Below are 19,348 nucleotides of genomic sequence, written 5' to 3' on the forward strand. Positions count from 1 at the left end.
CGTGATCGGTGCACTGGAAATTGGACTCCTCTATGGAGTCATGGCGCTCGGTGTCTATCTGACCTTCCGAGTGCTGAACTTCCCTGATCTCACGGTTGACGGAAGTTTCACGACGGGCGGCGCTGTCGCTGCGTCCATGATCGTGGCTGGTCAGAGCCCGCTGCTCGCAACCCTTGCGGGTGCGGCAGCGGGCGTGGTCGCCGGCATTGTGACGGGTCTGCTCCACACGAAGGGCCGCATCGACGGACTCCTCGCCGGCATCCTCACCATGATCGCGCTCTGGTCGATCAACCTACGAATCATGGGCAAAGCAAACGTGCCACTCCTCCGCGAGGAGACGATCATGTCGCCGCTTCGCGACAACGGCTGGATCGGCAAGACATGGATCGCTGTCGTCATCTTCATCGTTGCGGTCTTCCTCGTGAAGCTCGCACTTGACTGGTTCCTCTCGACTGACCTCGGTCTCGCGATTCAGGCAACGGGTAACAACGAACAAATGATCCGCTCGTTCGGTGTAAGTACCGACCGCATGAAGATCCTCACCCTTGCGCTTTCGAACGGCTTCGTCGCACTGGCAGGCGCGGTCATCGCGCAGTACCAGGGCTTCGCAGACATCAGCATGGGCATCGGTATCATCCTCATCGGTCTCGCATCGGTGATCCTTGGCCAGGCAGTGCTCGGCCAGCGAAACATTTTCATGGCAAGCCTTGCCGTACTTGTTGGTTCGGTTCTCTACCGAATGATCATCTTCATTGCGCTGTCGGCTGGCCTGAACCCGAACGATATGCGCGCGGTCACCGCTGTGCTCGTCGTGCTCGCGCTGCTGCTGCCGCGTTGGGGCTTCCTCAAGAAGATCCCGGCGTGGAGCAACCGTGGCAACACGAGGCCGAAGGACCAGGGTCCAGATCCGGTGATCTCAGCGACCACCGGCGTCAAGGTCCCCGTAGCGGGAGGGAAGTAAGCACATGCTGCACATCGACAAGATTTCGAAGACCTTCTTCCCCGGCACGATCAATGAGCGCAAGGCACTCGTAGACGTGAGCCTGCGACTGAGCCAGGGCGATTTCGTTACGGTGATTGGTTCAAACGGTGCGGGCAAGTCCACGCTGCTAAACGCAGTTGCTGGCCGCTACCTCATCGACACAGGCTCACTCACCATCGACGGCAAGCAAGTCGCAAAGCTCAAGGAGTACCAGCGCGCAAAGTACGTCGGTCGCGTCTTCCAGGACCCGATGGCGGGAACTGCTCCCGATCTCACGATCGAGCAGAACCTGTCGCTGGCACTCAAGCGCGGACAGTCCCGCGGCCTCGGCGCAGGACGCACCAAGGCCCGCCGCGAGCTATTCGTCGAGGAGCTGAAGTCGCTTGAGCTCGGCCTTGAGAACAGGCTCACGGCCAAGGTGGGCCTGTTGTCGGGTGGCCAGCGTCAGGCGCTCTCGCTGCTCATGGCAGGCTTTACGCAGCCCAGTATCCTGCTTCTGGACGAGCACACCGCGGCGCTCGATCCGCAGCGTGCGGCGCTCGTGACGAACCTCACGGAGCGCATTGTGGCGGCGGATCGCCTCACCACTCTCATGGTCACTCACAACATGGAGCAGGCGCTCCAGCTGGGTAACCGCCTCATCATGATGCACGAGGGACGGATTGTGTTCCAGGCCTCCGAGGAGGAGAAGAAGCACCTCACGGTACCGGCACTGCTCTCAGAGTTTGCCAAGATCAAGGGCGCAAGCTTCGACGATCGCGCACTCCTGGCGTAGTTTCAGCCACCCGCTCTACCCGCCCAGCCACCCGCTGAGCACCTCAACCCCGCGAGAACGTCCCTTTCTCCCGAAAACCCGAGTTTCTACACGTAGAAACGGGTCATCTCGAGAGAAACGGGCCATCTCGCGGGGTTGACTCCGTGTAACCTTCGGCCGATGCAAACCTAGTTACCGAATCGCGCCAGACTTCCGCGCGGCAGCGACAGCAGCGGTTCGTGATGAGACCCCGAGCTTCGTATAGATGTGCGCGAGGTGAGTCTTCACCGTCGCTTCGGAAATGATGAGCTCATTCGCGATCCGCGTATTGGATTTGCCTTGGGCGACCAGCGTGAGCACCTCGGCCTCGCGTGCGCTCAAGCTTTCCTGCGGTGCGCGCAGCCGGGCGAGCAGGCGGCCAGCGATCGCAGGAGCGAGCGCGCTCTCCCCCGCTGCGGCCGCGCGGATCGCGGCAACGAGTTCCTCCGGAGGAGCGTCCTTCAACAGGTACCCGCTCGCGCCAGCTTCGACCGCACCGAGAATGTCTCCGTCGGTGTCGTAGTTCGTGAGCACGAGCACGGCTGGCGGATCGGCCAAGGCTCGAATCTCCCGAGTCGCATCGGCCCCGTTCACCGGTGCTCCGGCTCCAGCTGCGCCGGCGCCCGCCGAGACTGCACCAAACTGCAGGTCCATCAGCACAACGTCTGGCCGCAACTCGGCTGCCGCCCGCACCGCATCAGCTGGGGTGGCTGCGTCACCGACAACAGTGAATTCGGGTTCGCCCTCCAGGAGGGCACGAATCCCTGCGCGCACTACGGGATGATCATCTGCCAACACGATACGCATCGTCATCACACTGCCTCTCTGGGAAGGGTTGCCGAGAGCACGGTACCGTGCCCTGGCGCCGAATCAATCTCCATAGCACCACCGAGCTGCAATACACGCTCTTCGATGGCACGGATCCCGAAGGAATCTCGCGAGGGGTTGCTTGCCTGCATGACCTGCAAGTCAAACCCACTGCCATCATCTGCGACGCTCAAGCGCACGCCGCCGTCATCGGATTCGGCGAGGATGATGCGTGCGTGATCCGCGCCAGAGTGCTTGACCACGTTCGACATCGCTCCCTGCGCGATGCGCAAAAGCGCTGTGCTGGCATCCATGCTCAACTCGCGGGACTCTATCTCAGGGGCAATGTCGACGACCACGAGGATGCCCGTGCGGCGACTCTGATCAGCCGCGAGCCGTCGGAGCGCGTCAGCGAGACCGTTCGACAGCGTCTCTGGGGTGAGCGCACGAATAATCTGTCGGGTATCGGCAAGGCTCTCAGCAGCCGTCTCGCGTGCGAGTCGGAGGTACCCGAGACCGGGCTCCGGTGTCGTACGTTCGGCCGCGTGCAACAGCATCTGAATGCTCGACAGCCCTTGCGCGACGGTGTCGTGGATATCGCGGGCAAGCCGCGCACGTTCTTCGGAGGCGCCCTGTTCGCGCTCGGTTGCGGCGAGCTGTTCGCGGGTCGCAAGGAGCTCTTGCACGAGGGCTTCACGCTCGTGCGCCTCACGTGTAAGTCGTCGATAGCCATACCCGATGAAGGTGGCGACAACCGCACCGACGATGGGCCCAATAACTCCCCCAAAGCTGAACCCGAGGTGCAGGCCAAGTGCGAGCACTGCGATTCCCGTCGTGACGATGACGGTGATGAGTCCGCCGGGCGACGGCAACACATGCAAGTAGAGGAAGAAGAGCGGGAATACGAGGTAGGCACCCTCGGGTGACAGCCACACAAGGACAGTCCAAAGCAGTGTCAGCGCTGCCACCCACGCGACCGCCTGCGATGTACGGGCAGCAGGTGAGCGCGTCTCACGGAGGTGCCCAAACACAGCACCGCCAGCATAGACCGCAAGGAAGCCGACCGCGATAATCAGCACCGGGAGGAAATGCCCAGAGCTCGACAGATAGCTCGTTGCAACGGGCAAGACGAGCAGGCCAAGCAGCAGCACGTGCAGCCCGAGGCGGAGCCCGGCAAAGACCGGTGACAGGGTGGCGTGCTCGCGTGAGTGACTCATGACGCTTCCAGGTTACGCCGTTACCCACGTCTCGTCATCATCCATTCGGATGACCCCGCATCAGCCGATATGAGCTGCGAAAGACCGGGTATGCGGCCGATGTTTGAAGCCCGAAACTTCGCGATTCTTGAATGGTGGCCGCGCACCAAGCGCGACCGGAAGGAGTTATCGTGTTCGTTGCTTGGAGAGACCTGCGGTTTGCGCGGGGTCGCTTCTTCCTCATCGGAACCGTGGTGGCACTCATCACGCTACTCGTCGGTTTCCTTTCGGGACTCACCGGCGGCCTAGCATCACAGAACATTTCTGCGGTGCTGCAGCTGCCTGGGGAGCGCGTGGTGCTGCAAAACCCTGGTGATGGCGCCCCTGACTATGCCACCTCGTCAATCTCGAACGAAACTGGCGAAGCCTGGATCGCGGCAGACGGCGTCGAAACCGTGCTCCCCCTCGGCATCGCGCAGGCGCGCGCTGAAAACACGAGCGGGTCGGCAACTGCGGCTGAGGGCACGGTTGGCGTCGCCCTGTTCGGCATGTCAGAGGCATCTGAGAAAGACGGCACCACCGGTTCGGTCTTTGATCTCACCCCGGCAAAGTCTGGCGAGGTCGGACTCTCGCAGGGCGCGGCCGATGAGCTTGGTGCGAAGGTGGGCGATACGCTCACCATCATCGGCTCCGAATTTACGGTTGCGAAGATCGGCTCCGAGGCGTGGTACAGCCACACGCCGGTCGTCGCAATGGACCACGGCGATTGGGCAATGTCGAACGCAAAGCTCGGCGGCACAGGCGCGCCAACGGCGCTGCTGGTGTCTGGCGCTGAGGGATCCGCGCCCGATTGGGACGGCATTGCCGCCGATACCGGCACGACCGTCAAGACTCCGATCATGTCACTGTCCGCGCTCTCGACGTTTAAGTCAGAGATCGGATCTCTTGGACTCATGATCGCAATGCTCTTCGGCATCTCTGCCCTCGTTGTCGGCGCATTCTTCACCGTCTGGACGATGCAGCGAGCTGGCGATGTCGCGGTGCTCAAGGCGCTTGGCGCCTCGAACGCTTCACTCATCAAGGATGCGCTCGGCCAGGCACTCGTCGTCCTCATCGCGGGCATCGGCATCGGCATCCTCGCGGTGACTGGGCTCGGACTTCTCGCAGGGCAGGCGCTGCCGTTCCTGCTGAGTCCGCTCACCACCGTGCTTCCCGCGCTCATCATGGCCGTCCTCGGCCTCGCAGGAGCCGCATTCGCACTCCGTACCGTCACCAAAGCTGATCCACTCGTAGCACTTGGGAGCCACCGATGATTGAACTACAGAACGTCACCCTCACCTTCCCCGACGGCGACAGCCGAGTCACCGCGGTCGACAACGTCACCCTCACCGCGCCAGCTGGCAAGGTGACCGGTATCACCGGCCCGTCTGGCTCAGGTAAGTCTTCGATCCTTGCGGTCGCTTCGACACTCATCCGGCCTGACAGCGGAAGCGTCTTGCTCAGTAGCGCGAAACACTCCACCGTCGACGCGGCGAAACTCTCGCTCGAAGACGCAGCGGCGCTTCGTCGCGATCGCATCGGCATCGTGTTCCAGCAGTCGAATCTGCTTCCGTCCCTCACCGCTCGCGAGCAGTTGCTCGTCATGGCAGAGCTCGGGGGTGCGGATCGTCGCACCAGGCGCACGCAGATCACCGGCCGCGTCGACGAACTCCTCGCAGCCGTCGGCCTTGCTGAGCACGCAAGCAAGCGCCCGCATCAGCTCTCGGGCGGCCAGCGCCAGCGCATCGCGATCGCTCGCGCGCTCGTGCAGGAGCCGGATGCGCTCCTCGTCGATGAACCGACGAGCGCGCTTGATCAGGAGCGCGGTGCAGAAATCATGCAGCTCATCGCTGACCTCACCCACGAACGCGGCACCGCAACTCTGCTGGTGACACACGACCTCGTTCATCGTGGCACGCTCGATGAGCTCGTCACCGTGGTTGACGGGCGCATCGCAGCCGACAGCCTCGCAGGCAGCGCGGCTGCCTAGTTAGCGCGGCGTGGCGGTCATCTTTCGGATGGCCGCCACAGTCGTTTCCGGGGTCGTGAAATCGCCAAGCCGGTTTGGCTTACCTGCACCGTGGAAGTCACTCGACCCCGTCGGGATCAACCCGATCTCAGCTGACCCAACGCGCAGCTCAGGGATCCACTCAGCCCGATTCTCTGGATGGTCCAGCTCGATGCCCCACAGTCCAGCTGCGGCGAGCGCTGCGAGGTCTGCGAGTGGAATTGCCTCTGACTGGCGGTTCGCAGCTGGATGCGCAATCACGGGAACCCCACCGGCCTCACGTACCAGGCGGATCGCCTCCGCCGTATCCATCGCAAGCGTACCGATGTAATAGGGCGAGCCGGGGTACAGCAGCTCAGCGAACACGGCACTGCGGTCAACGAAGTAGCCTGCACGCACGAGTGCATCCGCGATGTGCGGGCGGCCAACCGTGCGCGCGTCTTCGGAGCCGAGCACGTCTTCCCACGTGATCGCAAAGTCTTTCTTGATGAGGTCGACCATCTTGCTCGCGCGGGTCAGCCGCGCGCGGCGCACCACCGCGAGCGCGTCAAACAGCTCGTCGTCATCCGGTGAGATGCCGTATCCCAGTAGGTGCGGCGAGCGGCCAGCAAACTTCGTGGTGATCTCGATACCAGGAAGAAAATCGATGCCGTGCATCGCTGCCGCCTCGCGTGCTTCTTCCCAACCGTCGATCGTGTCGTGGTCGGTCAGGGCGAAGCCGCTGAGTCCGAGCGCGGCAACGTCTGCCGCGATTTCGCTCGGCCTGGTCGTACCGTCTGAAAACACCGAGTGCGTGTGGAGGTCAAACCCTCGTTGCTTTTCGGTGCGGTCCATCCCGCCAGTCTAGGGTCTTTCCATCGCATTCGGGTCTCTGAGGTGGTTCCGGTATTGAGGTGAGAGGATGGAGATATGACCACGAGCGAGCAGGCTACCCACGAGGTAGAGATCGATAACACGAACCGAAGCACTACCCCGCAGAATGACGCGTTCGGAACGTATATTTCGCAGCACTGGGCGGATCGGGTTGACGAGCTGCCCGCAGCCCATCCCGCCGCTGGCTTCGCTGCAACGCGTCGTGCTGCAGTCGCAGCACAGTTCGCAGGCAAGCGCCTTGTGATCGCCGCTGGCGCAATGAAGCAGCGCTCAAACGATACGTTCTACCAGTACCGCGCACATTCGGCGTTCGCGCACCTCACCGGCTGGGGCGCAGAGTCTGAGCCCGGCGCGATCCTCGTCATTGAGGACGATGCTTCGACCCTGTACTTCCGTGAGCGCGCTGGTCGCGACAGCGACGAGTTCTTTGCGAACCCTGAGATCGGCGAGTTCTGGATCGGCCCGCGCCCCTCACTCGCGCAGGTCTCGGCACTGCTTGACGTGCCAACAGCGCACCTCGCAGAGTTCCGTGCAGAGGATGGCGACATCACACTTGACGACGCTGAGCTTGCGCGCGTCACCTCTGAGCTGCGTCTCGTGAAGGACGACTACGAACTCGCCGAAATGCAGGCCGCCGTCGATGCTACTGCGCAGGGCTTCACTGAGGTCCTCGCTGCGCTGCCAAAGGCGAGCGCTCATCCTCGCGGCGAGCGCATCGTCGAGGGCGTCTTCAACCAGCGCGCTCGTCTTGATGGCAACACTGTTGGCTACGAGACCATCGCTGCTTCGGGGCCACACGCGTGCACGCTGCATTGGATCCGCAATGATGGCCCAGTGCGCGAGGGCGATCTTCTGCTCCTCGATGCCGGCATCGAGATGGACAGCCTGTACACGGCAGACATTACGCGCACCGTTCCCGTCTCGGGCAAGTTCACTGAGGTGCAGCGCCGCGTGTACAACGCCGTGCTCGAAGCCGCAGATGCTGCACGCGCGATTGTGCGCCCAGGGATCCGCTTCCACGAAGTACACGACGCAGCAATGGCAGTGATCGAACGCCGCACCCGCGAGTGGGGCATTCTTCCCGAAGATGACGGCACCGCGTACTACCGTCGCTACATGGTGCACGGCACAAGCCACCATCTTGGCATGGACGTACACGACTGCGCGCAGGCGCGTCGCGAGATGTACATGGACGGTGTGCTCGAGCCAGGCATGGTCTTCACGATCGAGCCCGGCCTATACTTCCAGCCTGATGACCTCACGGTTCCCGCAGAGTACCGCGGCATCGGCGTGCGTATCGAGGACGACATTGTCGTTACCGAGAGCGGTTGCCTCAACCTCTCCGCAGGTATCCCCCGCACCGCTGACGCGGTAGAGGCGTGGATCGCTAGCGCGCAGGGCTAGTTCGCGCCTCCCGCGCTTCCGCGCTTCCCCGTTCAACCCCTCGAGACGGGCCCTTTCTCTCGAGATGACCACTTTCATGCATCAGAAAGTGCTTGTTTCGAGAGAATCGCCCTGTTTCGAGGGGTTGAGTCGTTGAATGACGCTCGTCTGGTCCCACGGTCCTCGACCTCGTATTACCCCGCGAAGTTAAACCACGCTGAGTAGATGCCCTTAGGAATTGTTGTGGATATACAAATGCGGCAGCTCTTCTCGAAGTCGCAAATACACTCGGTCCCTTGCAGAAAAGGTGATTCCCAATCGATTCGCAGAATTCCACCAAATAAGTGCTCCGATAGGCCCATCCTGAATCTCAGCGATAAAAACTTCTAGCTCCCCATCAGAAGGATTTTCGGGGCTGACCATGCTATTCGCCCAATGCGAATGACCACTGGTGCCTTCCTTTCTCAACTGGTCCATGATCGAAAAGTCTTTGTACAAAACCAATGTGGCATTGGGCATTGACTCTGAGCCATTTAGAAAATCAATCAGGTCTTTGGGGACGTCGAACCCTCGCTCATCGATTCGACAAGCGAAATTCTTCACGTAATAACGGGCAAGGTTTGCCGAGGTGTGCGGTTCTCCAGCGAGTACATGGGACATTTGAAAGCTTGTCCGTGCACGAAAGAAGTCGGGCCTTTCGCGCACAAACGTTACGAACTGATCGTATGCTCGGTCGAATGGCTGGCTTCGCGCGCCATTACATGTTTTACACATGGTTTTGGGGAAGAGCATCAGCGGTGATTTCGGGCCATGGAATTTGGACGGACGTTCGTTCGCTAGAACAAGATAATCCGAACCTTTGAACGATTTGCGAAGTTCCGAAGCTTTTACTCGATGCTCTCGAGAGTCAGCGATGGCTCCGCACCACCAGCACCGGGGATGAAAATCAGGTTCATTCACTATTTCACCGTTCTGCAGCTAGCTGTTTGGTCAGGCTCTCGGAGGACGTTCCTTTGGAAGGTAGCACTGGATGCAGCCGCCAAGAGTTTGCCACGCGATTTTCAGCACGGCGCTAGCCTTCCACCCCGCACACGCTTACCGGGGAAAAGAATGGGCCGGCCTCGCGGCCGGGCGGCCTCATTCGCCCACCCAAACCCCTCGAAACCGATAGTTTCTACCGAGATCAGCCCTTTCATGCGCAAGAAAGCCCCCGTCTCGAGAGAACGGGGGCTTTTCGCGGGGTTGGCCCTGCGGACCGAAGCTTTCGCGGGGTTGGCCGAGGTCAGCGACCAGGGGCCGCGCCGACAACTACTGAGCAGACGGAACTTCACCCATCAGCACGCGACGCGCGTCGTGCACGAGTTCGGGCGATGTGTACAGCTCGTACCGCACCGCGATCATCTGTGTGACCGATGAGAAGCCGCGGCGGTTGCGGGTCATCGAGTACGAGACCACGCTGAACAGCATGCCAAAGCCAGCGCCGATCACAAGTGCGGCGATGAAGACACCGAGAATGCCAGTGTTGTCAGGCTGGAACAGGAACAGTAGTACGCCAAGGAACAAACCGAGGTAGGCACCAGACAGCGCACCCATAAGGGCGACGCGGCCGTAGGTGAGCTTGCCGGTGATTCGTTCAACGCTGCGGACGTGGTTACCGACGATGCTGACCTCACGAACTGGGAAACCACTCTTTGCGAGGGTATCGACCGCAGCACGAGCGTCTTCGTAACGGTCGTACGTCGAGATGATGTCGCCTGTCGGCAGCTCAAGTGACAGTGGCGTGCGAGGCGCTCCGGGCTGACCTGTGAAACTCATACCCTGATTCTACGGCTCACGCTGCGAAGAACCCAGTGTTTTCCTTAGCGTTGCGAACGTGCTGCTCTCGACGTGCACGATTGTCAGCGGTAGACGGTAGCGTAGGGGTGTGAGCAATTCGAGGGTCTTTGTCGGCCGCCTTGCGGGGCGGGGTGTTTTTGACCCTGCCGGTGATCGCATCGGAAAGGTACGCGACGTGCTCGTCGTGTACCGACATCAGTCTCAGCCGCGCGTTGTCGGTCTCATTGTCGAGATTCCCGGCAAGCGTCGCGTCTTCGTCCCGATCAGTCGTGTGACTTCGATTGGTTCAGGCCAGGTCATCACCACTGGCCTCATCAACATTCGCCGCTTCGAGCAGCGAAGTGGCGAGATCCGCGTCCTGGCGCAGCTCATCGGCCTCCCAGCGCAGCTTGCTGATTCAACCCGTGTGCGTATTGAAGACGCCGCGATTGAACGCACACGTTCTGGAGAATGGGTGCTGTCGGAGGTCTTCGTGCACGTACTGCGCGCCGAGGTGCGCGCGTTCAGCCGCCCCGAATCACGCATCGTTGCATGGACCGACATGCGGCTGCCGCAGGAGAAGTCAGAGGCGCAGTCTGCTGAGCGTCTGATTCAGACGTTCCTCGATCTCAAGCCTGCCGACCTCGCAGAGCAGCTCCTTGAGCTGCCGTTCGAACGCATGACCGAGGTCATGGCCGAGATGTCAGATGATCGCGTTGCTGACGCGCTCGAGGAGATGACCGAGGCGGATCAGCTCTCGCTGCTCGCCCACATCCCCGAAACCCGTGCGGCCGATGTGCTTGACCACATGGAGCCCGATGACGCTGCCGATCTCGTGTCAGCCTTGCCAGATGCGAAGCGTGAAGAACTCCTCGACCTCATGGAAGATGAGGAAGAGGCAGAGGTGCGTAAGCTCCTCGGCTACGATCCAGACACCGCGGGTGGCCTCATGAGCCCGTCCGCGATCATTCTGTCGGGCGAGGCAAGCATTGCTGAGGGCCTTGCGATGATCCGCCGTGCTGAGATCTCACCAGCCATGGCATCAGCGGTGTATGTCACTCATCCGCCGTTTGAAACTCCCACAGGAGAGTTTCTCGGCATCGCACACTTCCAGCGGATGCTGCGCTTCCCACCGCACGAGCGCCTGTCTGCACTGCTCGATAGTGAGATCGAGCCGGTGCACGTCGACGCCGATGCAGCAGAGGTTGCTCGTCAGCTCGCGAGCTACGACCTAGTGGCGATCCCTGTGGTTGACGATCAGCAGCGCCTCGTCGGTGTCGTCACTGTCGATGACGTACTCGACCACCTTTTGCCAGACGATTGGCGCCATGCTGGCGACGATGACGAGGCCATCAGCTCAACCCCGACCGCTCACCGAACTGGAATGGGGGCGTGATGCGCTGGGGAAAAAACGCGTCACTTGACGCACCACGCGCCTTGGGCATGCGTGGACCGCAAGAGACGCGCACCGGAGGCAACGAACGGTTCGGTCGGTGGACCGAGAGCATCGCACGTGGCATGGGCACCCCGTGGTTCCTGCTTATTTTGACAGCGTTCTGTCTCGCTTGGCTCGCGTGGAACACCTGGGGCCCTCAGCATCTCCGCTTTGACTCGGCAGCGCTCGGCTTCACCGCTCTCACGCTCATCCTGTCGCTCCAGGCTTCATACGCGGCGCCCATGATCCTGCTCGCGCAGAACCGCCAGGACGACCGTGACCGCGTGCAGATCGAACAAGATCGCCAGCGTGCCGAGCGCAACGTCGCAGACATCGAATTCCTTGCGCGTGAGGTTGTCTCGCTGCGCATCATGATGAAAGATCTCCCCGACCGGGAATTCATTCGCCAGGAGTTGCGTTCTCTGCTTGCAGAGCTCGAAGAAGAACCAGAGCCAGAATCGGCAGCGGTAGCAACACCGACAGACCCGGCCACATCAGTAGGCACAGCCTCGCCCCGCACCCAGGAGGATTAAGCGCGCAATGACCGCAGAGCACACGATGCCAGGTCGCGACACAGCGTCCGCACTCGAACTCACCCTGTGGACCGCGCTTGACCGCGTGCAAGACCCCGACATCCGTCGCCCGCTCACTGAGCTCGGCATGGTCCGCGAGGTCACGGTCAGCTCTGACGAGACCGGCGCCCAGCGCGCCGCAGTGAGCATCCAGCTCACGATCGCGGGCTGCCCAGCGGCTCGCCAGATCGAGGCCGACGTGCACAGCGCGATCGAGTCGGTCGCGGGCATCACCTCCGGTGACGTCGAGGTGGGCGTCATGACATCGACCGAGCGGCAGGCGTTCGTCGAACGTGTACGCGGATCACGTCCCCGCCAGTTCGGCCCAGACTCACTCACGCGCGTCATCGCCGTGACAAGCGGCAAGGGCGGGGTCGGCAAGTCCTCCCTCACTTCTGCGCTGGCGATGGCGTTCACGAAGCGTGGCCTCTCTGTTGGCGTGATCGACGCCGACATTTTCGGCTTCTCGATCCCGAGCGTGCTGGGCCTCAGCCGCGACGGCAAGGTCGAACAACCGACCCGCGTCGGCGAGATGATCATCCCGCCGTCCGTCGACGGTGTACAGGCGATTTCGATCGGCATGTTCTTGGGCGATGCCGATCCGCGCAATACTGCCGTATCTTGGCGCGGCCCCATGCTGCACCGTACGATCGAACAGTTCTTGCGCGACGTCTGGTTCGGTGACCTCGACGTGCTGCTGCTCGATCTGCCGCCCGGAACGGGTGACGTCGCAATCAGTGTCGGTCAGCTTCTCCCCCAGGCCGAGGTGCTCGTTATCACGACCCCGCAGGAGGCCGCGGCCGATGTCGCCGTGCGTAGCGCGCTCGTTGCTCGCCAGACTGGTCAGAAGGTCATCGGCGTCATCGAAAACATGGCCGGCCTTGTGCAGCCCGATGGCACCGTTCTTGACCTGTTCGGCTCGGGTGGCGGCAAGGCCGTCGCAGAACGCCTCTCAGATGATGAGCACGGCACCGTTCCGCTCCTTGGCAGCGTGCCGCTGAGCCCAGACTTCCGTGCGGCAGGTGACACTGGCACCCCGCAGTCGCTGATTGCGGGGGCGGATCCGGCTGGCGCCGAGGTTCTGCGCATCGCTGATCGCATTATCGGCCTCGGCCGTGGACTCGCAGGCCGTTCGCTCGGTATCAGCCTGAGCTAACACCGCGGGTACTGAGTGGCCGAGATCGCCTAGGTCGCCTCGTCGTCGTAGCGCATCATGCCCGTGAGCTTTGCCTCGCGCTCCTTGCGGGCGTTATCGAGGCGCTCTCGCCGCTCAGCAAGGCGTGCCTCACGCTCGTCCTCTGTCAGGGCATCGCGGATGATACGGCGAGGGTCATACTGGCGCGGATCAAGCTGCTTCCAGTCGACGCTTTCGTACTCTGGGCCCATTTCGTCCTTGAGCCGACCCTTCGCGCCGTCGGCCATACCCTTGATCATCTTCACGAACTCACCAAGCTTCTTGGCGTATTCGGGGAGGCGGGTAGGTCCAACGATGATCATCGCGATCACGAGAATCACCAAGATCTTGTCGAAAGTCAGGCCCATACCCGTTATCGTACATCGCACTGCGCTGGGAAACCTCACGATGACGCGCGTGTATAGCCTCAGTGCAGCGCGCTGAACCTCTACGCTTAGAAAGTACGCGTGTTGAGTCGCGATATTGGAGGCAAAGTGAGCAAGGTCGAACGTAACTGGCAGTTCGTCGAACAGTACCCGAACGAGCCTGAATCGCTCGCGCGTGCACGCCGCCTCTCCACCGAGCACGGCGTGGCTCCGGTTTCCCCCTCGGTCGCGTCAGAACTCTCCCTGCTCGCGGCAGTGTCGAACGCACGCACAATCTGCGAGATCGGCACCGGTCTCGGCGTCAGCGGTCTCGCGCTGCTGCGTCACGCCCCGAATGCCACGCTCACCACCATCGAACGTGAGTCGGAGTACGTGCGAGAAGCACGTCCCATCTTCACCGAAGCGGGCATCCCGTCTTCGCGTGTGCGCTTCGTCGAGGGCGATGCACTCCACATTCTGCCTCGCCTGAACCTCAACTCGTATGACATCGTATTGCTCGACGCCGAGCCGGAGATTCTCCTTGAGCTCTTCGAATACGCGCTTGGAATCGTGCGTCAGGGTGGCACCATCATCATCCCGAACGCGCTCGCACATGGCCAGGTCTCTGACCCGGCTGCTCGCGATCCTCAGACCCAGTCGCTGCGCGACCTCCTCGCGGTGGTCGCAGAGTCGCCCGCGACGGCTGCGTCGCTGTCAGCGTCCGGAGGCGGCCTCCTCACCGTCGTCAAGCTCGCGGCCTAACACCGCAGTTACGGGTGCGGAGCAGGCCGGGGACGGCCAACTCCGGCAGAAACACAGAACCCCCGCCTCGTTTGAGGCGGGGGTTCTGTGTTTACAACGCGGAGCACTCAGCCGTCGAGCACACCTGCGAGAACATTACGCAGCTCAGCTGCTTCTTCATCATTGACCGAAACGACGAGACGACCGCCGCCTTCGAGAGGCACGCGGACCACGATCACTCGGCTCTCACGAACCGCTTCCATGGGTCCGTCCCCGGTCCTCGGTTTCATTGCCGCCATGACGCCTCCTTGCAAGCTAGATACTTCCAACACCTATTATCCCCCGGAAACGCCAAGCGCACGAAATCGTGGCGTCATATTTGAGAAACAGATCTATTTCTTGGCCAGATATGAGTAGATGGGCACAAAAGTAGGGCGACGCGCAAGTGCGCCTCGCCCCAAACTTTCGCTGCGTTAGCGGTTCAGGTGCCGTTCTGCGGAACCTGTGTACAGCTGCTGCGGGCGACCGATCTTGGTCTGCGGATCGGTGCGCGCCTCACGCCACTGGGCGATCCAACCGGGCAGACGACCGATTGCGAACAGCACGGTGAACATGCGAGTCGGGAAGCCCATTGCCTTGTAAATCACGCCAGTGTAGAAATCGACGTTCGGGTAAAGCTTGCGCTCCTTGAAGTAGTCGTCTTCGAGTGCGATCTGCTCAAGCTCCTGCGCGAGCGCGAGCAACGGGTCGTTCACGCCGAGCTCTTCAAGCACCTTTGCCGCGCTGTCCTTCACGATGCGCGCACGCGGGTCGTAGTTCTTGTAGACGCGGTGACCGAAGCCCATGAGCTTCACCCCATCTTCCTTGCGCTTAACCTTTTCCACGAACGCCTGGACGCTCTGACCTGAATCGCGGATCTGCGCGAGCATGTCGAGCACTGCCTCGTTTGCGCCACCGTGCAGCGGCCCTGAGAGTGCGTTGATGCCCGCCGAAACCGACGAGAAGAGATTTGCGCCGGTCGAGCCAACGAGGCGAACCGTCGACGTCGACGCGTTCTGCTCGTGATCTGCGTGCAGAATCAGGAGCTTGTCGAGCGCGTCAACGAGCACCGGATTCATGTTGTAGTCTTCAGCCTTGTTGCCAAAGTTGAGACGCAAGAAGTTCTCAACAAAGCCAAGGCTGTTCTTCGGGTACAGGGTTGCCTGACCGATCGACTTCTTGTGCGCGTATGCAGCGAGCACGGGAAGCTTTGCAAGCAGACGAATCGTGTTGACCTCAACGAACTCGGGCACCGAGGTATCGAGCGAGTTCTCGTAGTAGGTCGACATGGTCTGCAGGCCGCCCGAGAGCATCGCCATCGGGTGTGCAGTGTGCGGCACAGCCTCGAAATAGTACGCCATGTCTTCGTGCAGAAGTGTGTGGCGACGGATTTCGCTATCGAACGCTGCAAGCTGGTCTGGGGTCGGCAGCTCACCGTAGATCAGCAGGTATGCAACCTCCAGGAAGGTTGATCCCTTCGCGAGCTCTTCGATTGGGTAGCCGCGGTACCGGAGAACACCCTCATCGCCATCGATGTATGTGATCGACGACTTCGTCGATGCGGTGTTCACGAAACCGTAGTCGAGCGCGGTGTAGCCGCTCTGACGCGTCAGCGTGCTCAGGTCAATTGCCGAGTTGCCGTCGACTGCAGCCAGGATCGGAAATTCAGCCGAACCCTCGGGCAGGATCAGCTTCGCTGTGTTGGGGCTCTGTGTCGAGTCGGTCATGTCATCTCCTCGTGAGATCTCATGCTGGCGAGCGTCTGGTTAACACTGCCAATACTTTTCAGCCTATCGGCTCCTTTAGGAGTCCACGGCCAGGCCGTAGATTCGTTACGCCCTTAACCTCAGACTATCTTGATGTCGAACAAAATGCGATGCATTGAGCTCAATGATGTTCCGTGTTTGCGCTACAGCTTTACCCTACTGGCATCCGAAGCTTCTTTGGCGCAAACACACAAAAGCCGCTGTTTCTTCCGAAGAAACAGCGGCCGGTGCATCTCGTGCGGCTTTTATGCCTGAGGCGGAAGAGCCGCCACTACGGGATGGTCGAAGTTGTACATGCCAACCTTTGCTGCTCCACCAGGCGAACCAATTTCATCGAAGAATTCAACATTCGCACGGTAGTAATCAGACCATTCACTGGGCAGATCATCTTCGTAGTAAATGGCTTCCACGGGGCACACAGGCTCACATGCGCCACAGTCAACGCACTCATCCGGATGGATGTAGAGCGAGCGTTCACCCTCGTAAATGCAGTCAACGGGGCACTCGTCGACGCAGGCGCGATCTTTCACGTCCACGCAGGGAAGAGCGATCACATAGGTCATGATCCACGCCTTTCACTCGTCAAACAATGTTTTCATCTTAGCCGGTCGCAGACCCGCTAGCTGCGAGCGCGCCAAGTCCGGGCGACAAGAGCAGATACGTCACCCAAGCGGCGCCGAGGAGCCACGGGCCCGCTGCAGTAACCCGCGCTCGAATTCGTCTCCGGCGAAGATTCTGCAGTGTGAGCGCGAGCGCGAAACCGCACAGCAGCGCTCCCGCACGCAGCCACGGAGCTTCCCCGAACCCGGCAACGGCCGCAGTCGCCACGATGCCGAGCTTCACATCGCCCGCGCCAATACCCGTTGGCACACACCACCAGACAGACACCAGCAGCACGCAGGGCACGCTCATTGCGCCGAGCCGCTCAAGCAGGGGCGCGGATCCACCTCCACCCACACCAGCCGCACTCACGGCTGTACCGGCCGCGAGGAGCACGACGACAGCTGCACAGGCGAGCAAGCGATTAGGGATGCGGAGGGCTGTGTGATCCGCCGCAGAGATCACAACGCTCAGACAGCCGAGCAGTCCAGCGGCCGCTGCGGGAACAAGGATGGCGCGTACCCAGGTGTCGGCGCTATCGCCGGGGGTGCGCACGAGCGTGAGCTGGAGTACAGCGGCGAGCGCTCCCCCGGAGACGGCCAGTACAAGAATGCCGGTGGAGAAGGCAAGTTGCTTCTCCACCGGCATTCCGGCATCCCTAGTCTGGGACGACCTCTGTACCGATGCCATGCTCGGTGAAAATCTCAAGCAGCACCGAGTGCGGCTCTCGACCGTCGATGATTGCGGCCTTTGACACCCCGCCGCGAACCGCTTCTAGGCACGCACGCATCTTCGGGATCATTCCCGACTCGAGTGAGGGCAGCATCGTCTCAAGATCAGTGACGCTGATCGTGGAGACAAGCGAACTCTTGTCTGGCCAGCTCGCATAGAGACCGGCAACATCCGTGAGAATGACGAGCTTTTCAGCTCCGAGGGCCGATGCCAGGGCCGATGCCGCCGCATCTGCATTGACATTCAGGGACTCGCCTGGGTTGTCTGCATCTGGAGCGATCGACGAGACCACCGGAATCATGCCGGCTTCAAGCAGCGCCAGAATCGGCTCCGTGCGAACGCCAACAATGTCACCAACGCGGCCCAGGTCGACAGACTCACCATCGACCTCAACCGGCGGCCGGCGCTTGCCGATAAACAGGCCGCCATCCTCACCGGTGGTACCTGACGCGAACGGACCGTGAGCGTTGATCGACTCGATCAGCTCAGGGTTCACCTTGCCGGTGAGCACCATGCGAACGACGTCCATTGTTTCGGGGGTCGTTACACGGTACCCACCTCGGAACTCACTCGTGATACCCAGGCGTTCGAGCATGCGGTTAATCTGTGGTCCGCCGCCGTGCACGACCACCGGCCGAATACCGGCGTGGTGGAGGTAGACGATGTCCTCTGCAAAGGCCGCAAGCAGCTCCTCATCAACCATCGCGTTGCCGCCAAACTTGATGACCATGATCGTGTCACGGAACTTCTTCAGCCACGGCAATGACTCAATGAGTACCTGTGCCTTCGCTGACGCCTGCGCGTGGTCGAGCGCTTCCTTCGTGGTCGTAGCCAAAACCTCGTCCTAGCTCGAGTACGCGCTGTTCTCGTGCACGTAGTCGTGCGTGAGATCGTTGGTGCGGATCAGCGCCTGCGCGTCGCCAGCAAAGAGCTCGATGCGCACGTGCGTCTGACGCGGGGTCAAATCGCAGTCAGTCACGGGGCGATCGGGGGCACCCGCGTGGCAGAGGCGGATGCCATTGAAGCTCACATCAACCTGGTACGGATCAAACGCGGCTTCGGTGGTGCCGATCGCTGCCAGGACGCGGCCCCAGTTTGGATCGTTGCCGAAGATCGCAGCCTTGAACAGGTTGTTACGCGCCAGTGCACGACCAACCTCGACAGCGTCATCTTCGGTTGCTGCGCCGAGCACCTCGATATCAATATTGTGGCTTGCGCCCTCTGCATCGCCCTGAAGCTGCGCAGCAAGACTGTCACAGATCGCGATGAGTGCCGCAGTGAATTCAGCTTCGTCGGGGGTGACGCCCGCAGCGCCGGACGCCATGAGCGTGACCTGGTCGTTCGTCGACATGCAGCCGTCAGAGTCCAGGCGGTCGAAGCTCACCTTGGTTGCCGCGCGAAGCGCACGGTCAAGTACTTCTTCTTCGAGGACCGCATCAGTTGTGATGACCACGAGCATTGTCGCAAGGCCGGGAGCCAGCATGCCAGCACCCTTTGCCATCGCTCCAATAGTCCAGCCCGCGCCCGTGTGGGTGGCAATCTTTTCGACCGAATCGGTCGTGAGGATCGCTGCGGGGGCGGTGGTGTCGTCTGTCGCGAGCTGCTCGACAAGCGCCGGAATGTTCAGCACGATCTTGTCGCGGAACGTCTGATCGCCAGCACCAATGAGGCCCGTCGAGCAAACGAGGATGTTCTCTGCATCGCCATCAGCGCCGTCGAGCGCGGTCGCAACGGCCTCTGCGGTGAGCTTTGTCGTCTCGTAGCCGAAGTCACCGGTGAAGCAGTTCGCGCCACCCGAGTTCAGCACAATCGCGCGTGCGGGGCCGTGCTGGATGACCTTGCGGCTCCACAGAATGGGGTTTGCCTGCGCTCGGTTCATCGTGAAGACCACTGCCGACTCTGGCTTCGGGCCGTCATTGACGACGAGAGCAAGGTCAGGCTTGCCTGTGGACTTGAGGCCGACTGCGATACCCGCAGATCGGAACCCCTGGGGTGCGGTGACGCTCATCGCTACTCCTTTTCATGCGT

The 19,348-nt window shown here is 61.4% G+C and carries 21 protein-coding genes; 9 read left to right on the plus strand and 12 right to left on the minus strand.

Going from position 1 to position 19,348, the window contains the following annotated elements; genetic code table 11:
* Nucleotide 1: 1 nt before the first annotated feature.
* Together ICL81_RS08215 and ICL81_RS08220 are read left to right on the plus strand one after the other, a co-directional pair.
* Nucleotides 2-961: an ABC transporter permease gene (locus ICL81_RS08215; RefSeq protein ID WP_188034427.1), complete on the plus strand. Its 960-nt coding sequence runs from the start codon at nt 2-4 to the stop codon at nt 959-961.
* 4 nt (nt 962-965) lie between these two features.
* Nucleotides 966-1,757: an ABC transporter ATP-binding protein gene (locus ICL81_RS08220; RefSeq protein WP_188034428.1), complete on the plus strand. Its 792-nt coding sequence runs from the start codon at nt 966-968 to the stop codon at nt 1,755-1,757.
* Nucleotides 1,758-1,928: 171 nt separating this feature from the next.
* Here ICL81_RS08220 and ICL81_RS08225 read toward each other — a convergent pair whose 3' ends face one another.
* Both ICL81_RS08225 and ICL81_RS08230 read right to left on the minus strand, forming a co-directional pair.
* A complete protein-coding gene (locus ICL81_RS08225) occupies nt 1,929-2,588 on the minus strand; it encodes a response regulator transcription factor (protein ID WP_285895413.1) in 660 nt (219 codons plus the stop codon).
* Entirely contained in the window at nt 2,588-3,799 is a 1,212-nt protein-coding gene (locus ICL81_RS08230) for a sensor histidine kinase (protein ID WP_188034429.1), read from the minus strand. The genes ICL81_RS08225 and ICL81_RS08230 overlap by 1 nt, the downstream gene beginning before the upstream one ends.
* A gap of 170 nt (nt 3,800-3,969) precedes the next feature.
* Here ICL81_RS08230 and ICL81_RS08235 point away from each other — a divergent pair, with 170 nt between their 5' ends.
* On the plus strand, nt 3,970-5,091 hold the full coding sequence (locus tag ICL81_RS08235) for an ABC transporter permease (protein ID WP_188034430.1): 1,122 nt from the start codon (nt 3,970-3,972) through the stop codon (nt 5,089-5,091).
* Nucleotides 5,088-5,807, plus strand: a complete 720-nt coding sequence (locus tag ICL81_RS08240) for an ABC transporter ATP-binding protein (protein ID WP_188034431.1) — start codon at nt 5,088-5,090, stop codon at nt 5,805-5,807. The genes ICL81_RS08235 and ICL81_RS08240 overlap by 4 nt, the downstream gene beginning before the upstream one ends.
* Here ICL81_RS08240 and ICL81_RS08245 read toward each other — a convergent pair whose 3' ends face one another.
* Nucleotides 5,808-6,659 carry a PHP domain-containing protein gene (locus tag ICL81_RS08245; RefSeq protein ID WP_188034432.1) on the minus strand — a complete coding sequence of 284 codons (852 nt, stop codon included), beginning with the start codon at nt 6,657-6,659 and terminating at the stop codon, nt 5,808-5,810.
* A 75-nt stretch (nt 6,660-6,734) separates the two neighbouring features.
* On the opposite strand from ICL81_RS08245, the gene ICL81_RS08250 reads away from it, so the two are divergent.
* Nucleotides 6,735-8,102 (plus strand): aminopeptidase P family protein, encoded by a 1,368-nt coding sequence (locus ICL81_RS08250; protein ID WP_188034433.1) that lies wholly within the window; start codon nt 6,735-6,737, stop codon nt 8,100-8,102.
* Between the two features lie 210 nt (nt 8,103-8,312).
* Here the strand turns inward: ICL81_RS08250 and ICL81_RS08255 are convergent, their stop codons facing one another.
* Both ICL81_RS08255 and ICL81_RS08260 read right to left on the minus strand, forming a co-directional pair.
* Nucleotides 8,313-9,041 carry a hypothetical protein gene (locus tag ICL81_RS08255; RefSeq protein ID WP_188034434.1) on the minus strand — a complete coding sequence of 243 codons (729 nt, stop codon included), beginning with the start codon at nt 9,039-9,041 and terminating at the stop codon, nt 8,313-8,315.
* 348 nt (nt 9,042-9,389) lie between these two features.
* On the minus strand, nt 9,390-9,896 hold the full coding sequence (locus tag ICL81_RS08260; protein ID WP_188034435.1) for a general stress protein: 507 nt from the start codon (nt 9,894-9,896) through the stop codon (nt 9,390-9,392).
* A 109-nt stretch (nt 9,897-10,005) separates the two neighbouring features.
* Here ICL81_RS08260 and ICL81_RS08265 point away from each other — a divergent pair, with 109 nt between their 5' ends.
* From ICL81_RS08265 to ICL81_RS08275, 3 genes are read left to right on the plus strand one after another with little or no spacing between them, the layout of a single operon-like run.
* Nucleotides 10,006-11,292, plus strand: a complete 1,287-nt coding sequence (locus tag ICL81_RS08265; RefSeq protein WP_188034436.1) for a magnesium transporter MgtE N-terminal domain-containing protein — start codon at nt 10,006-10,008, stop codon at nt 11,290-11,292.
* A 47-nt stretch (nt 11,293-11,339) separates the two neighbouring features.
* Nucleotides 11,340-11,864 carry a DUF1003 domain-containing protein gene (locus ICL81_RS08270; RefSeq protein WP_251381973.1) on the plus strand — a complete coding sequence of 175 codons (525 nt, stop codon included), beginning with the start codon at nt 11,340-11,342 and terminating at the stop codon, nt 11,862-11,864.
* 25 nt (nt 11,865-11,889) lie between these two features.
* On the plus strand, nt 11,890-13,059 hold the full coding sequence (locus ICL81_RS08275) for a P-loop NTPase (RefSeq protein ID WP_188034503.1): 1,170 nt from the start codon (nt 11,890-11,892) through the stop codon (nt 13,057-13,059).
* 29 nt (nt 13,060-13,088) lie between these two features.
* On the opposite strand, the gene ICL81_RS08280 is transcribed toward ICL81_RS08275, so the two are convergent.
* The gene (locus ICL81_RS08280; RefSeq protein ID WP_188034438.1) at nt 13,089-13,445 is read right to left on the minus strand and encodes a twin-arginine translocase TatA/TatE family subunit; all 357 of its coding nucleotides are present in this window, start codon (nt 13,443-13,445) and stop codon (nt 13,089-13,091) included.
* A gap of 126 nt (nt 13,446-13,571) precedes the next feature.
* On the opposite strand from ICL81_RS08280, the gene ICL81_RS08285 reads away from it, so the two are divergent.
* Complete coding sequence (locus tag ICL81_RS08285) at nt 13,572-14,204, plus strand: O-methyltransferase (RefSeq protein WP_188034439.1); 633 nt, start codon at nt 13,572-13,574, stop codon at nt 14,202-14,204.
* Between the two features lie 107 nt (nt 14,205-14,311).
* Here the strand turns inward: ICL81_RS08285 and ICL81_RS08290 are convergent, their stop codons facing one another.
* The 6 genes from ICL81_RS08290 to argJ all read right to left on the minus strand — a co-directional run bounded on the left by ICL81_RS08290 (nt 14,312) and on the right by argJ (nt 19,328).
* Nucleotides 14,312-14,482 carry a DUF3117 domain-containing protein gene (locus tag ICL81_RS08290; RefSeq protein ID WP_188023683.1) on the minus strand — a complete coding sequence of 57 codons (171 nt, stop codon included), beginning with the start codon at nt 14,480-14,482 and terminating at the stop codon, nt 14,312-14,314.
* A gap of 174 nt (nt 14,483-14,656) precedes the next feature.
* On the minus strand, nt 14,657-15,949 hold the full coding sequence (locus ICL81_RS08295; protein ID WP_188034440.1) for a citrate synthase: 1,293 nt from the start codon (nt 15,947-15,949) through the stop codon (nt 14,657-14,659).
* A gap of 284 nt (nt 15,950-16,233) precedes the next feature.
* Entirely contained in the window at nt 16,234-16,551 is a 318-nt protein-coding gene (gene fdxA / locus ICL81_RS08300) for a ferredoxin (RefSeq protein ID WP_188034441.1), read from the minus strand.
* Between the two features lie 37 nt (nt 16,552-16,588).
* Nucleotides 16,589-17,230 carry a prepilin peptidase gene (locus ICL81_RS08305; protein ID WP_188034442.1) on the minus strand — a complete coding sequence of 214 codons (642 nt, stop codon included), beginning with the start codon at nt 17,228-17,230 and terminating at the stop codon, nt 16,589-16,591.
* 16 nt (nt 17,231-17,246) lie between these two features.
* Entirely contained in the window at nt 17,247-18,155 is a 909-nt protein-coding gene (argB, locus tag ICL81_RS08310) for an acetylglutamate kinase (protein WP_188034443.1), read from the minus strand.
* Between the two features lie 9 nt (nt 18,156-18,164).
* Entirely contained in the window at nt 18,165-19,328 is a 1,164-nt protein-coding gene (gene argJ, locus ICL81_RS08315; protein WP_188034444.1) for a bifunctional glutamate N-acetyltransferase/amino-acid acetyltransferase ArgJ, read from the minus strand.
* Between the last annotated feature and the right edge of the window lie 20 nt (nt 19,329-19,348).

Origin of the sequence: Leucobacter sp. cx-328, from assembly GCF_014530035.1 — a bacterium.
GTDB lineage: Bacteria > Actinomycetota > Actinomycetes > Actinomycetales > Microbacteriaceae > Leucobacter.